The sequence below is a fragment of the Allobosea vaviloviae genome, from assembly GCF_001298265.1.
GTDB classification, from domain to species: Bacteria; Pseudomonadota; Alphaproteobacteria; order Rhizobiales; family Beijerinckiaceae; genus Allobosea; species Allobosea vaviloviae_B.
Genome location: NZ_LGSZ01000045.1, coordinates 41,188 through 54,275 on the forward strand (window position 1 = coordinate 41,188; position 13,088 = coordinate 54,275).

Annotated in this window: 13 protein-coding genes; 3 read left to right on the plus strand and 10 right to left on the minus strand. The window is 66.0% G+C overall.

Translation table 11 applies throughout. The features are described from left to right. Positions 1–72: 72 nt before the first annotated feature. The 10 genes from AE618_RS14195 to AE618_RS14240 all read right to left on the minus strand — a co-directional run bounded on the left by AE618_RS14195 (position 73) and on the right by AE618_RS14240 (position 10,275). Positions 73–921 (minus strand): transporter substrate-binding domain-containing protein, encoded by an 849-nt coding sequence (locus tag AE618_RS14195; protein WP_054209836.1) that lies wholly within the window; start codon positions 919–921, stop codon positions 73–75. An 88-nt stretch (positions 922–1,009) separates the two neighbouring features. Continuing rightward, positions 1,010–2,140, minus strand: coding sequence for a saccharopine dehydrogenase C-terminal domain-containing protein (locus AE618_RS14200; protein ID WP_432704504.1), 1,131 nt, complete (start codon positions 2,138–2,140; stop codon positions 1,010–1,012). Between the two features lie 20 nt (positions 2,141–2,160). After that, entirely contained in the window at positions 2,161–3,939 is a 1,779-nt protein-coding gene (locus AE618_RS14205; protein ID WP_054209727.1) for a thiamine pyrophosphate-binding protein, read from the minus strand. A 189-nt stretch (positions 3,940–4,128) separates the two neighbouring features. Next, entirely contained in the window at positions 4,129–4,572 is a 444-nt protein-coding gene (locus tag AE618_RS14210; protein WP_054209728.1) for an Lrp/AsnC family transcriptional regulator, read from the minus strand. A 638-nt stretch (positions 4,573–5,210) separates the two neighbouring features. Then, positions 5,211–5,966 carry an ABC transporter ATP-binding protein gene (locus tag AE618_RS14215; RefSeq protein ID WP_054209729.1) on the minus strand — a complete coding sequence of 252 codons (756 nt, stop codon included), beginning with the start codon at positions 5,964–5,966 and terminating at the stop codon, positions 5,211–5,213. Then, positions 5,963–7,126 (minus strand): ABC transporter permease, encoded by a 1,164-nt coding sequence (locus AE618_RS14220; RefSeq protein WP_054209730.1) that lies wholly within the window; start codon positions 7,124–7,126, stop codon positions 5,963–5,965. The genes AE618_RS14215 and AE618_RS14220 overlap by 4 nt, the downstream gene beginning before the upstream one ends. Continuing rightward, on the minus strand, positions 7,123–8,226 hold the full coding sequence (locus AE618_RS14225) for an efflux RND transporter periplasmic adaptor subunit (protein ID WP_197280791.1): 1,104 nt from the start codon (positions 8,224–8,226) through the stop codon (positions 7,123–7,125). Before AE618_RS14225 ends, AE618_RS14220 begins: the two co-directional genes overlap by 4 nt. Positions 8,227–8,401: 175 nt before the next feature. Further along, entirely contained in the window at positions 8,402–8,929 is a 528-nt protein-coding gene (locus tag AE618_RS14230; protein WP_082365265.1) for an SH3 domain-containing protein, read from the minus strand. A gap of 93 nt (positions 8,930–9,022) precedes the next feature. Further along, positions 9,023–9,340, minus strand: a complete 318-nt coding sequence (locus AE618_RS14235; RefSeq protein WP_054209733.1) for a cysteine rich repeat-containing protein — start codon at positions 9,338–9,340, stop codon at positions 9,023–9,025. After that, positions 9,337–10,275 carry a sterol desaturase family protein gene (locus AE618_RS14240; protein ID WP_054209734.1) on the minus strand — a complete coding sequence of 313 codons (939 nt, stop codon included), beginning with the start codon at positions 10,273–10,275 and terminating at the stop codon, positions 9,337–9,339. The genes AE618_RS14235 and AE618_RS14240 overlap by 4 nt, the downstream gene beginning before the upstream one ends. Positions 10,276–10,480: 205 nt before the next feature. Here AE618_RS14240 and AE618_RS29155 point away from each other — a divergent pair, with 205 nt between their 5' ends. Genes AE618_RS29155 through AE618_RS14250 form a run of 3 tightly spaced genes read left to right on the plus strand, consistent with a single transcriptional unit; the run spans position 10,481 to position 12,917 of the window. After that, positions 10,481–10,849, plus strand: coding sequence for a hypothetical protein (locus AE618_RS29155; protein ID WP_156330273.1), 369 nt, complete (start codon positions 10,481–10,483; stop codon positions 10,847–10,849). After that, positions 10,846–11,562 carry a response regulator gene (locus tag AE618_RS14245; RefSeq protein WP_054209735.1) on the plus strand — a complete coding sequence of 239 codons (717 nt, stop codon included), beginning with the start codon at positions 10,846–10,848 and terminating at the stop codon, positions 11,560–11,562. The genes AE618_RS29155 and AE618_RS14245 overlap by 4 nt, the downstream gene beginning before the upstream one ends. 8 nt (positions 11,563–11,570) lie before the next feature. Further along, the gene (locus AE618_RS14250; protein WP_054209838.1) at positions 11,571–12,917 is read left to right on the plus strand and encodes a sensor histidine kinase; all 1,347 of its coding nucleotides are present in this window, start codon (positions 11,571–11,573) and stop codon (positions 12,915–12,917) included. The last annotated feature ends 171 nt before the right edge of the window (positions 12,918–13,088 follow it).

Sequence of the window (13,088 nt, forward strand, 5' to 3'; positions counted from 1 at the left end):
CCGGAATGGATCCCGGGTCTTCGCTTCGCTACGCCCGGGATGACGGCCCGGTTCGGACTGAAGCCAGAGCGATCAGAGCGTGACGCCGGCCGGCATGTCGGCCTCGGTGATGCCGACGGCCTCCATGTTCTTGATGATGACGCTGCGGATCAGGCCGAGCCCGCGATTGAACTCGAGCCAGGTGTTGACGTAGTCGCGCCAGGTCTTGTCGGCCTCGCGGCGGAAGCCGGCATTCGAGGTCGTCGCGAAGACCGGGGTCGGCACGACGAGTTCACCGAGCTGCGGGTTCTTCTTGAGCATGGTCAGCGAGAGCATCATCACGATGCACTGTGCGTCGGCGCGGCCGGTCATCACGGCGGTGGCGGCTTCATCCACGGCCTTGAAGCGCGAAATCTGCGCCTTCGGGCAGAGCCGCGTCGCGACCTGGTCCTGCGAGGAACCGGCATCGACGGTGATCTTGACGGCGGGGTTGTTGAACTCGTCCCAGGTCTTCTTGCCCAGCCCCTTCTTGGCGATCATCGTGAAGGCGTTGTTGAACACCGGCACCGAGAAATCGATCACCAGCGCACGCTTGGGCGTCGGGTTGAGGCCGAAGAAGATGTCGGTCTTGTTGGCCTGCAGGTCGAGCACCGAATTGCCCCAGGTCGTCTCGATGATCTCGAGCTCGACCTCGAGCTCCTCGGCCAGCGCCTTGGAGAGGTCGATGTAGAAGCCGCCCCACTGACCCGTGGCGATGTCCTTGTTGTAATAGGGCGCGGCGCCGGCAACCGCGCCGATGCGGAGCTTCTTGGTGCGGCGGATGCGGTCGAAGGTCGTCTCCGCGGCCGGAGTCTGGGCCTGGGCCGACGAAACGAGACCGGCGGCGGCGAGGCCGGCAGCCGTGGCGCCGATGGCGGTAGCGATGTTCCTGCGCGAAATCATGGTGATCATCCCCTTTTTATCGGTGCTTCGGTCGTCTACGGCGTGCCTGCGGCCTCGCCTGCCTTACTCGATTGGAAGCCCTTGGCAATCAAGCGGCATTTCGGGTGTCCTGATATGCGCTCCGGGCGGCGTCAGCGCCACGGGATTCGCTCGTGAGCCGCGAACCGGCACGGGTGGCGAGAAAATCGGTGAGCGAAGCGTCTTCCTGGCGCACGAAACCCTGCTGCGGGAGCTTCCCGCCAAGGAACAGCTCGACCATGGCGACGCAGCCGGCAGCGGTGGTGAGCTGGATCGCGCTCATCGTCGGCGTGCCGTCATAGCGCAGCACCATGCTGTCCTCCTCCAGGCGCCCGGCCTTCTCGCCGATGCCGGTGACGAAGACGACGACCACGTCCTTGCGGGTGAAGGGCGCCGCGTGGCTCAAGATGCGCCGCATCGTCTCCTTGTCGTCGGCGAGCTCGAGGCCGCGCAGCAGCAGCTTCATGATCTCGGCGTGGCCGGGATAGCGCAGCGTCTTGTAGCTCATGTCGCGGACCTTGCCGGCCAGCGTCTCGGTCAGCGTTCCCAGCCCGCCCGAGGTGTTGAAGGCCTCATAGGCGACGCCGTCGATCATCACGCTCTCTAGCCCTTCGAGCGCCGGCACCAGGATCGGCTTGCCGTCGAAGACGATCTCGCAAGGGTTGCAGTACTCGTTGATCAACCCGTCGACTGACCAGGTGACGTTGTAGCGCAGGGCGTTGGTCGGGTAGAGCGGCAGCGCGCCGACCCGCATCTTGATCGTCTTCACGCTGTCGAAGCGCGCGGCCATGTCGGCGCCGAGGATGCAGATGAAGCCCGGCGCCAGGCCGCATTGCGGCACCAGCGCCACATCGGTTCCGGCGCCGATCTGCTTGATGTAGGCGGTCGTCTCGACATCCTCGGTCAGATCGAAATAATGCGTGCCGGTTTCGACCGCGATGCGCGCAATGCCCTTGTTGAGAAAATAGGGGCAGGCGCTGACGACGATGTCCCGCGCGGTCAGGAACACACGCAGCCGCTCCAGATCCGCGGCATCGACGACATCGGTCGCAAAGCGCCCGTCGGCGGCCTGGGCGAGCTGCGCCGGCGATGCATCGGCCAGCGTGACATGGTGACCCTGCTGCGCCAGCATCCCGGCGATGATCGCGCCAATCTGCCCGGCGCCCAGCACTGCGATCCGCTTGCGTTCGATCGTCATCATGACTCTCCTGTCACGTCTGTTCAGAGTGCCGCCTGGACACCGACCGCCTCGGGATCGACCCCGGCCTTTTTCAGCCAGGAGAACACCGGGGGCAGCCTGTCGGCGATGGATTCGACGGCGATGTCGAGGAAGACCGGCTCGTTCAGCGCGAAGGCTTCGGTCAGGGCCGTCTCGAGCTGGGCCGGGGTTTTGATCCGGTAGCTGCGGATGCCGTAGACCGCCGCCAGCTTGCTCATGTCATAGGCGCCGAAATCGACCGCGAAGCTCGGATCGTTCGTGCGGGCGTCATGCGGCGCCCCGGCCTGGGAGGCATGGACCCGCTCGGTGACGCGTTGCAGCGCCTTGATCCAGCCGAAGCAGGCATTGTTGAAATGGATCAGCACGGCGGGGATCTGCAGCCGCGCCAATGTCTCCAGTTCGCCAGCCGACATGCCGAGCGAGCCATCGCCGAACAGCGCCACGGGACGCAGGTGCGGCGCGGCGAAATAGGCGCCGACCACGGCGGGGATGGCATAGCCCAGCCCGCCGAAGAAGCGCGGGATCACGAGCTTCGAATCAGGATCGCGCAGCCGCAGGAAGCGCGTCGCGTAAGGCGTCGCGGTGCCCGCATCCGAGACGACATGGCAGGGCGTCGGCAGGTGGCGGTTGAGTCCCTCGATCACCCGTTCCGGCCGCAGCGGCACGGTGTCGTCCTGCAGATAGGGCGTCATCGCATCCCAGAAATCGGCGCGACGACCGTTGATCTCGCCGACCCATTCGTCGGTTCGGGTCACGAACCCGGCAGGCACCTTGGCCAGGAGGGCCTCGATGACCGCCTGCGCGTCGCCGACGAGCGGCAGGTCGATCGGGTAGGTGTTGCCGATCGTCTCCGGATCGAGATCGATCTGCACGATCTTTGTGCCGCCGCTCGGAACCGGCCATTGCCAGTTCATCGTCGCGACCGAGCCCATGCGACAACCGACATAGATCACGAGATCGGCCCGCCCCAGCGCCCAGAGCGCATGGGGATGGAAGCCATTGTCGCCGATGATGCCGGTTCCGAGCTTGTGGTCGTCGCGGATGATCCCCTGCCCGGTGATGGTCGTCACGACCGGAATCTGCAGCCGCTCGGCAAACGCCGTCACGGCTTCGGCTGCGCCCGACCGGTTGGCCCCGCCGCCAGCCACGATCAGGGGGCGCCTGGCTGCGAGCATCTCGTCCAGCGCATGCGTCAGATCGGCTTCAGGCGGCCGGGTCCGCGATGACGGCGCGCGCCGGCACTGCGCCTCGACATGCAGGGAAACCCCGGTCTCCGGCAGCGCCTGGTAGAGGATGTCTTCCGGCAGGGTCAGAACGACGGCGCCGGGCCGGCCTGCGGTGGCCTCGCGAAACGCGCGCCGGACCAGTTCCGGCAGCTTTGCGATATGCCTGAGCGTCTCCGTGCGCTTCGCGATCGGCCGGAACAGATCATCGACGGCAAGCTCTGTCAGCGTGCCCCGCCCGACACCGGGCTGGGGGATGTCGTTGACCAGCAAAATCAGCGGGACCGACGATTTGTTGGCCTCCGCGACACCCGGTAGGCCGTACAGGGCGCCGGCACCGCTGGGCACCTCGGCGACGCCTGGCTTGCCCGACAGCCGGGCATAGCAATCGGCCATGAACACCGCCGAGCGCTCGTCGCGGCACATGATGTGCCGTGGGCCGTTCGCCGCCGTCCTGAGCGCTTCGTAGAGGGCGACATTGGTGTCGCCGGGCACGCCGAAGATGACGTCGACGCCATACTCGGCCAGCATGTTCACAAGGGCGGACGCGCCGTTCATTCCAGTAGCTCCCGGTTCCTTTCGGTTATCCGGGGGCCCGGAGGTGACATAAAGTTTCAGATCGACGGCCGCAAAAGGAATATAAAGCACTTTCGATGGGAAATGATGCTATCAGCAGCAAAACGATCAAAAACGCTTATAAATGGAGCGTGCTGCCTGCGCATGAAGCGGCGCCTGCCTGCGGACGCATCACCTTTCGAACTTTCTCGCCAGAAGAATTGAAGACGTCGTCCGGCGGACTCCTTCCATCGCCGCGATCGAGTCGATAACCTCATCGAGATGCGTCGACGTCGTGCATCTGATCTTTACAAATAGGTCGAAATGCCCGCTGACGGTATAACATTGAATGATCTCGGGACGCTTCCGAAGCTGAGCGACGACGTTGGCCTGCTGCTTGACTTCAAGCTCGATCATGATCACCGCCGATAAAGTCGTCGCGTGAACCTCATCTTTTCCCAATACGGTCGTATATCCGACGATGACACCTTCGCGTTCGAGCCGAGACAGTCGCCCTTGCACCGTCGCGCGCGACACGCCGAGCGATTTGGCCACTTCCGCCAAAGGCATTCGGGCGTTGGCCGTCAGGATGTTGATCAGTTCCTGATCTTTTCTGCCGTCCGAGGGCCTGGCCATGTGACCTCCCGATCCCGATCGTTTCACTGGAATATGGAGGTAAAACAATCGAAACTGAAAACCAATGCCTCACGACGTCGGGGCTCGGTCTCGGGCCGTCTGGCATGCCACCCCGCTCACGCAACGTTGGCGGGCGGAGGATCGAGCATTAGGGTTGCGCCTCAATGGTCCCGCAGTTCCCATGTCGGGCAGGCAGGATCGCAGAGAGACCAAAGGCGCAGGCTCTTACCTTGCCGGCCCACGTCGCAGCCAGCACGATTGGGCGCGCCTCTGGACTGGTACCGATGCCCCAGCGTGACGCGCGAGGGGATAATCCGTCCTCGCACTCGAAAGAGACGCGCCCCGCAGCCTGCGGCGTCGATGCAGGTGTCCCAATGCGACTAGCGAAGTCCGTTCCGCAGGCAGGTCGCGCGCGAGGAGGCTCGCATTGAGCGCTGGCTTGTGCCGAGGTCGCCGCCGGCCGAACTTGAGGAAAGGTGCCTCGTAGCCCTCCTGTGAGAAGGCCGTGATCGGATTGTCTCGCAAGGCCCAAATCACCGTCAGCGGCCGGGGACGCTTTTGCCGCGGAACTGGTGCCTCGGGTCTGACAATGGCTTGAAGGTTGCCCTGCTCACGCAATGTCACAGTCACCGTTCGGCTCATGGTCTTGCCTTTCCAAGGGAGGTCTGTGGGATGAGTGAGTAAAACAGATCATCGGCGGGCCGAGGCTTTGCCGTCGCCCGCCCGTCTTCGAATTCGATAATGCGGTCGAACAGGTGAAGGGATCTGGGGTCATGCGTGACGACGGCCACCCCCGCGCCGCGCTCTGTCGCGATCCGCCGCAGCAACTGCATCACCTGGCCGCTACGGACACTGTCTAGTGCTGCGGTCGGCTCGTCGGCGAGGATCAGGGGCGGATCGTTGGCGAGCGCCCGCGCCACGGCGATCCGCTGCTGTTCCCCGCCCGAGAGCCGCGCCGGATCATTGTCGCAGCGATGCGCGAGATCGAGCGCGCGCAGCAGTTCGACCGCGTAGGCATGCGCCTCGCGGGCCGGCACGTCGTCGATCTCAAGCGCCAGTGCGACATTCTCGGCCGCGGTCAGGAACGGGATCAGATTGGCCTTCTGGAAGATGAAGCCGATATGCCCGCGCCGGAAGTCGCGTAGCCGGTTGAGATCGGCGCTCGGATGCGAGACGCGCCGTCCTGCCAGGATGACCTCGCCCTCTGTTGGCGGCTCCAGCAGGCCAGCAACCATCAGGAAGGTGCTCTTGCCCGAACCGCTCGGGCCCATGATGCCGACGAGTTCGCCGGCCAAGACGTCAAGCGAGACGCCGTCGAGTGCGCGCACGACTGTGTCGCCGCTGCGGTAGTGTTTGCTGGCATTGCGGACGGACAGGACGATGTCGCCGTTCATGACAATACCTCGCGCGCGTTGACCTTCAGGGTGCGGGCAATGCCGACCCCGCTCGCGACGGCGCAGATCAGCGCCAGGACGAGGCCCAGCAGGGCAAGGTCGGTCGGGTTCAAGACGATCCGGCGCGGAAAGAAGCGGAACAGGACCGAGGACACCACCAGCGCCAGCAGGAAGCCGGTCAGGCCGATTGCGCCAGCCTGTTGACCGATCATGGCCGCGATGACGGAGTTGCGCGCGCCGATCAGCTTCAGCATCGCGATCTGGTGCAGCTTCTCGATGGTCATCGTGTAGATGATCAGGGAGACGACGATGCAGGTGATCGCCAGCAGTAGGATCGTGAAGGCGAGGATCTGGATCCGCAGTTTCCAGAGGCGGGCATTGAGCAGGAGATCGCGTTGGTCGGCGCCGCTCAGGACGCGAGCATCGCCCCAGCGCCCGATGGCCTCCGCGACTTTCGCAGGATCGGCGGCCGGGTCGAGCGTGACCAGCACGGCGGCGATCTTGCTGTCCTGGGCGACGGAACTGCGCTCGCCAACCTGCGCGGCCACCGTCTGATTCGCCGCGCGGGCAAGCAGAACCTCCTCGCTCGTCCGCCGCCTTGCGATGGACATTGCGTCGTTGATGCTGACGAAGAGCAGGCCGTCGCCGCCCATATCGACCATCTGCCTTGTGACGCCGACGATCGTGTAGTGATCGAGCCCCAGCCGCACCTGATCGCCGAGCGTAAGCCCCGTGCTGAGATCGGCGAGCGCTTCATAGCGGCTCGCGCCGAGATGCCGGCCGGCAATGAGCGGGATCCAGCTTCCATCATCCTTGGGAACGTCGAGCCCGGTGACTGTCGCGCGGCCGGAACGACCCTCGAAGCTGAATTGCTGGCTGAATTGGGTGAAGCGGCGGACGCCGGCGACGCCAGGCACGCCCTCGACGCGTCGGTCCATGGTGGAGGCGATCGCCGATCCCTCGGCAAAGGGGCCGGCGCGATCGCCCTGGACGACCCAGAGATCGGCCTCGATCCGGTCGACGATCAGCAGCGCATCCTCGACGATGCCCCGATAGAGCCCGGTCATGCCAATCACCGCCGTCATCAGGAAGGCGACGCCCAGCGCCGTCAGCAGGAAACGCCCGGGGTTGAAGCGGATGTCCTTCCAGGCGAGGTTCATGACAGCCTGCGCGGCAGCCGCGCCTTCATCAGGGGATAGAGCCCCTCGGACTTCAGCACGATTTCTCCCGTCCGCAAGCCGTTACGAACCTCGACCTGGTCCTGTCCGCTCGTCCCCAATTCGATTTCGCGCCAACGGGCCCGCCCTCCATCGGCGACCCAGATCCCAGCCTTCCCGTTGCGGCGCGCGATGAAGGATTTCGGGATGGTTAACACATCGGCCATGGCCGCGACCGAGACGTGGGCCGTGCCTCTCTGGCCGAGCGCCCAGTTCGCGGGCAGGCGGTCGAGCGCGATATCGACGCTGAACTCGCGCGTTTCCTCGTCGACAAGCCGCCCAAGCCGCAGGACATGCCCGGTCACCTCGCGGCCCGGCTGCGATACGAAGACCATTCGTGCCGACTGCCCCGGGTTGATGGTGGCAATGGCGCTCTCGTCGAAGCGCGCCGTCAGCACGACGGTGGCCGGATCGATCAGTTGCAGGATGGAAGCGCCCACTGTCAGGATGTCGCCGACATGGCGATCGCGCGTGATGACGATGCCGTCGAAAGGCGCGCGCACCACGGTGTCTTCGAACTGCGCCTCCGCGACACGTATCCTGGCCGTCGCCGACTGCGCCTCCGCGCGGGCCTGTTCGATCGTCCGCTCGATGCGCGTCAGATCGGCCTCGGCCTGTCGGAAGGACGCGATCGCCGCATCGACGCCCGCCTGGCTGGCGACGCCTTTCTCGGCCAGTGAGACTTGCCGGTCATGGGCAGCGCTGGCGTTGGCGAGAGTTGCCATCGCCCGCTGCCGTTCGGCATCCGCCACTCCGACGGCCCGCTCGGCTGCGCGACCGCTGGCTTCTGCCGCAGTAAGCTGGCTCGTGAGTTCGGCCGGGTCGAGCCGCGCCAATATCTGGCCCTTGACGACCCTGTCATTGCGATCGACCGTGATATCTACGAGGCGGCCGGGGATGCGGGTGCTGAGCGTGATCTTGTTGGTCGCGCCAAGCGTGCCGGTACTGCGGATATCGACTGTCAAGGCCGCTGGCGCGACCGCGAAGGCGGCCACGGGTCGCGGAAGGGCATAGCGGACGGCGAGGAACCCCAAGGCTAGCATGAGGGCGATGGCCAGCAGCCAAAGGGTGTGCGACCGGCCACGCTGGCGGGGCTGTGGCCGCTTCATGGCGAGGAGAGCGCCGGGGTTGGTTTGGACATTCATGGGATGTCGGCCGGGCTTGTGCCGGCTGCGTTTTCGCCTCTGGGGAAGGCGGCAACGGAGGCGGCAAGGATGATCAGGGCCGCTCGATCCGGCCGTATCTCACGGTGGCGCCGTTGGGGCCGTGCCGGACGGCGCCGTAGCGGCAAGCCTCCGGCCCGCAGGCGACTCCGCCGGCGCGATGGACTGGAGCGGCGGCATAGGGCCGGCGATAGTAGCCGTTCCAACGGCCGTACCAGGGACGGCCAACATAATGCGTCTGCCAATAGGCTTGGTTGAAAGCGATCACGGCGAGGCTGGCACTGGCCGCGACCGCTGGCGTGACGACGACCGGCCGGCCGGCATAGATGATCTGAATCGAGGGTGCGGCCATCCAGCCGCGGCTCGCCCCCCAGGCGACATCGCACCAGGAATAGCTCGCATTGCAGCCGAACGTCGTGATCGGCGCGCCGGCCGGCACCGTGACGATGACTGGATAGGCCGTGCTAGGGCCGGCGCGCAGGTTGACGGTTTGGATCGCGACCGCCGGGTTGGCGGCTCGGGCTGCGACCGGGAAGAGCGCGGCCGCAGCAAGGGCAAGCGTGGTCACGAGGATTCTAGTCATGATCGAACTCCTTGAAGGGATGGGATGGTTGCGCGATGCGGCGTTCGGACGGACGCGACCAGAAGGGGCGGGGTGGCCGCGTCCGTCCGCGCCCTACCGCGGTGGGAGGCCGGATTCCGCAGCCCTCGACTGGAGGGCTGCGGCCTTCGGCAGGGCTTCGCGGCAGGCAGGCGACAGCTTGTTCGGCTGTTGCTGCTGCAGGCAGGCGAGGACGCGGCCGCCCCCGGGCTGCACACCCGAGCAGAGCCGGGTGAAATCGGGGCGGCAGGCCTGGGCCAGGGCGTTCGCCTCGGCCTGCATTCCTGGCGGCAACTGCTGCTGCGCCCAGGCTGCTCCGGGGCCGGCGGTGACGAAGCCGAGCGACGTGGCTGCAGCAAGGGCGAGGCGCAGATGATAAGGCATCCGTGTCATGGTCTGGTCTCCTGGGCCGGAAAGGCTGGTCGTAGGGCGTTCGGGCGCCGGTGCGGTACACCGGGCGCGGAGGGCTCGCGCGGTCGGGCCGAGCCCGGCGGCGCGAACAGGGCGCGGAGCTTCGCGGGGAGGGACGAGGCATTCCGAACATCCCGGATCATGGCGAGCCACTCGCCAAGCGCGATGCGCAACGGATTCAGGGTGGGCGTGCCGCTGACGAGGCCGTAGCGCAGCCTTTCGCCTCTCGGGGCCTGTGCAAAGGAGCCGAACAGGCGGTCGAAGACGATCAGGACACCGCCATAGTTCTTGTCGAGGCAGGAGTGATTGGAGGCGTGGTGCACGCGATGGTGCGCCGGCGTGTTCAGCACCCATTCGAGCGGTCCGAGCCGGGGCGCGAGCTCGGTGTGGATGAAGAACTGATAGAGCAGGTTCGCGCCCAGCATGCCGACGATGGCGACCGGGTGGAAGCCGATCCAGGCGAGCGGCAGGAAGAACAGAAAGTTGCCGGAGATGGTGCCCGTCCAACCTAGTCGGATCGCCGCTGTCAGATTGAGCTTCGTCGGCGAGTGATGGACCGCATGCGTCGCCCACATCCAGCGGATGCGGTGCGAGGCGCGGTGATGCCAGTAATAGACGAACTCAGTGGCGAGAAAGAGCGCGCCGATCGTAACAGGTGTCCGCTGATCGAAGTCGAACAGCCTATGGCCGTAAGCGTAGGCGAAGGGTACGGCGACGATGCCGGCCTCGATCGCCCGAACAAGGTTTTGGCCGAGCGCGACACCGAAGGATGCGGCGCTCTCGGTGAGATCGTGGGTCTCCTCGTCGTGATATGCCAGGCGGCTCAGAAAATACTCGAGCACCATGAAACCGAACGCGACCATCAGGATCGTGACGCGTATGGTTGGGTTGGTCAGGAGGTTGGACTGGTCGATCATGGTTTGCTCTCGCGCTGCGCATGGCCAGAGGACCGGGCAAGGCGTGCCGCGCCTTGCCCGGTCGGCCCGCACTCAGTACCGGGACACCGTTCCTTGACGGGTAGCCGTATTCCCTGCCGGCCCGGTCGTTGTGCGGCTGCCGCTGCAGGTGCCGCCCGCGCAGGACGCGGAACCCTGGCGGCTCGTGCTGTAGCCATAGGGGCCGGTGCGGCTGATCGAGCGCGAGCAGGAGCCGCCTGCGCAGCTTCCCGATGCGCCAACGCTCGCCGTGCCGCGCCAGCCCGACGCCGAACCGCTTCGGCTCCAGGCGCTGGCGTCGCTGGCCGCAGTCAGCGACAACACGCTGGCGAGGGCGGACAAGGTCAGGAGGTTCTTCATGGCAGCAGTCTCCTTTGAAATCATCTGCGGTCATGCCCGATGGCAAGCCGTGGAGAGGAGAATGCGGGGGGCTTGTCAGCGCCGTTTGATCGTGGCGCATCGTTTTTTCGCGTTTCGTCAACGGCCTGTAACAGGATGTAAAATCGGGAGGAATCCCTTGCGGGCGCGGCGGGGATACTCGACAAATCAGGGATGAGCGCGAACACGGCCACCATCCTGATCGTTGAGGACGATCCCGACATCCGCCAGCTCGTTGCCGAGCTGATGCGAAAGGAGGGCTTTGGCACCGAGGAGGCCGATGGCGCCGCCGCCATGGACGCTGTGCTTGCGCACACGCGGCCGGATCTCGTCATCCTTGACCTGATGCTGCCGGGCGAGGACGGGCTTTCGATCTGCCGCAGGATCAGGACGCAGGATAGTCTGCCGATCCTGATGCTGACGGCGAAGAGCGACGAGATCGATCGGGTGGTTGGGCTCGAAATGGGCGCCGACGACTACCTGGTGAAGCCGTTCGGTCCGCGCGAGCTTCTGGCCCGAGTGCGCGCCGTCCTGCGGCGCGGGAACGCCCGACCTCTCGCGGCGCCGTCGCGGCGCTTCGGCTTCGACCGCTTCTTCATCGATTTCGATGCACGGCAGCTCCACGACGATGCCGGTAATGGACTGACGCTGACCAGCGCCGAGTTCGATCTTCTCGCCTGCTTCGTGCAGCGGCCGCGCCGGGTGCTGACGCGCGACCAGATCCTCGACTGGACCCGCGGCCGGGCCGCGGACCCCTTCGACCGCACCATCGACATGCTGGTTTCCCGATTGCGCCGAAAGCTCGACGCGGCAAGCCCCGGCTCCAACCTAATCAGTACGGTCCGCAATGGCGGCTACCTCTTCACCGCTCCCGTGAAGGGCGCGCCGTGACCGTGCGCATGAGCCTCGCCGCCCGCATCACCCTGATAGTGTTCATTGCGCTGTTGGCGGTCTGGATCGGGACGATCGCGCTTTACTACCGGTCGCAGGACTGGGACGGCGATGCGCTGCGGCCGCCGCCGCGCCAGATCGCCGCTTTGGCCGAGCTGATCGAGCGAACGCCGCGCGAGCAGAGATCGCTCGCTTTGGCCGCCGTGAGCTCCGGCGTCCTCGATGCGAGATTGGAGCCGCCCGATAATCCCGCGGTTGCGCCGCCCCAGACCCGCCGGCTCGACGAGCAGGTGCGGCTGGCCTATGCGGCCGAGCTGGGCGATCGCCCCGTTGCGATCGCGGTGCCGCCGGCGTCACCCTGGCGATGGCGCTTTCCGCGCCTCGTCGCGACAGCCGCGGACGCGCTCCGGTTGCGCATCGGCCTGCACACCAGCGAGACGCTCGTCATCGAGATGAAGGGTTCTCTGGTCCTCACGAGACTGGGCTTGCCGATCGGCTTCGGTGCCGGGCTGCTGGGGACACTGATCGCCCTCGTCGCCCTCATCATCATGCATCGCGAGACCCGGCCGCTCGCCCGGCTTGCCGCTGCCGTCGATCGTATGGATCTCGCCGGGCCTCCCGCGCTCTTGCCCCAGGCGCGGACAAGTGCCTCTGAAATCCAGGCACTGATCACAGCCTTCAACAGGCTTCAGACCCGCCTGTCCCAACTGCTGCGCGCCCGCATGGCGATGCTCGGCGGAATCTCGCACGATGTCCGCACCTTCGCCACGCGGCTGCGCCTGCGGGTCGATCACATTCCGCAGGGCCCGCAACGCGATCGGGCGATCAGCGACATCTCCGATATGATCCGCCTCCTTGACGATGCGCTTCTCGCCAGTCGCGCGGGGGCTGGCGAACTCATCGAAGAACTGGTGGAGTTCGACCAGATTGTCCGGATCGAGGTCGAGGACAGGCTGGCTGCCGGGGCAGCGATCGAGCTCCGCATGAGCCAGAGCGCCGTCGGCGCGACCATCCTCGGCGATCGCCTGGCTCTCAGGCGCATTGTCTCCAATCTTGCGGACAACGCCCTGGCATACGGCCACGCCGCGCATCTGGCCGTCGAGATCGATGCGCAGACGATTGTGTTGACCATTGACGATGAGGGCACTGGCATTCCGCCTGACCTGCGCGAGATTCTGCTTGAACCCTTCGTTCGCCTGGAGGCCTCGCGCAATCGCCGCACGGGCGGCGCGGGCCTCGGCCTCGCCATCGTCCGTAGCCTCGTCGAAGGACATGGCGGGACGATCGCGATCGGGGACGCTCCAACCGGCGGGGCGCGCTTCACCCTGAGCTTGCCGGTCTTCCAGCCCTCGTGAACGCGAGAAAGATCGCAAGGTCGAGCGGTCGGACGCCAATGCGCGCTCCCAGTTGAGTGCACAGAAACATCGCAGCGACGCGCGAACGGTCGCTGCGCTCAGTTGAAGCCGGCATCGGCACGGCCATCGCCGACAGTGCCGACTGAAAGCAACGATGCGGGCCAGCCAAAC

Excerpts from the sequence above, each read along its gene's own strand:
- AE618_RS14210 (WP_054209728.1), bottom strand. The coding sequence starts at position 4,572 with ATGGCCAGGCCCTCGGACGGCAGAAAAGATCAGGAACTGATCAACATC.
- AE618_RS14215 (WP_054209729.1), bottom strand. The coding sequence starts at position 5,966 with ATGAACGGCGACATCGTCCTGTCCGTCCGCAATGCCAGCAAACACTAC.
- AE618_RS14230 (WP_082365265.1), bottom strand. The coding sequence starts at position 8,929 with ATGACTAGAATCCTCGTGACCACGCTTGCCCTTGCTGCGGCCGCGCTC.
- AE618_RS14240 (WP_054209734.1), bottom strand. The coding sequence starts at position 10,275 with ATGATCGACCAGTCCAACCTCCTGACCAACCCAACCATACGCGTCACG.
- AE618_RS14225 (WP_197280791.1), bottom strand. The coding sequence starts at position 8,226 with ATGCTAGCCTTGGGGTTCCTCGCCGTCCGCTATGCCCTTCCGCGACCC.
- AE618_RS14205 (WP_054209727.1), bottom strand. The coding sequence starts at position 3,939 with ATGAACGGCGCGTCCGCCCTTGTGAACATGCTGGCCGAGTATGGCGTC.
- AE618_RS14220 (WP_054209730.1), bottom strand. The coding sequence starts at position 7,126 with ATGAACCTCGCCTGGAAGGACATCCGCTTCAACCCCGGGCGTTTCCTG.
- AE618_RS14200 (WP_432704504.1), bottom strand. The coding sequence starts at position 2,140 with ATGATGACGATCGAACGCAAGCGGATCGCAGTGCTGGGCGCCGGGCAG.
- AE618_RS14235 (WP_054209733.1), bottom strand. The coding sequence starts at position 9,340 with ATGACACGGATGCCTTATCATCTGCGCCTCGCCCTTGCTGCAGCCACG.
- AE618_RS14245 (WP_054209735.1), top strand. The coding sequence starts at position 10,846 with ATGAGCGCGAACACGGCCACCATCCTGATCGTTGAGGACGATCCCGAC.
- AE618_RS14195 (WP_054209836.1), bottom strand. The coding sequence starts at position 921 with ATGATTTCGCGCAGGAACATCGCTACCGCCATCGGCGCCACGGCTGCC.
- AE618_RS14250 (WP_054209838.1), top strand. The coding sequence starts at position 11,571 with ATGAGCCTCGCCGCCCGCATCACCCTGATAGTGTTCATTGCGCTGTTG.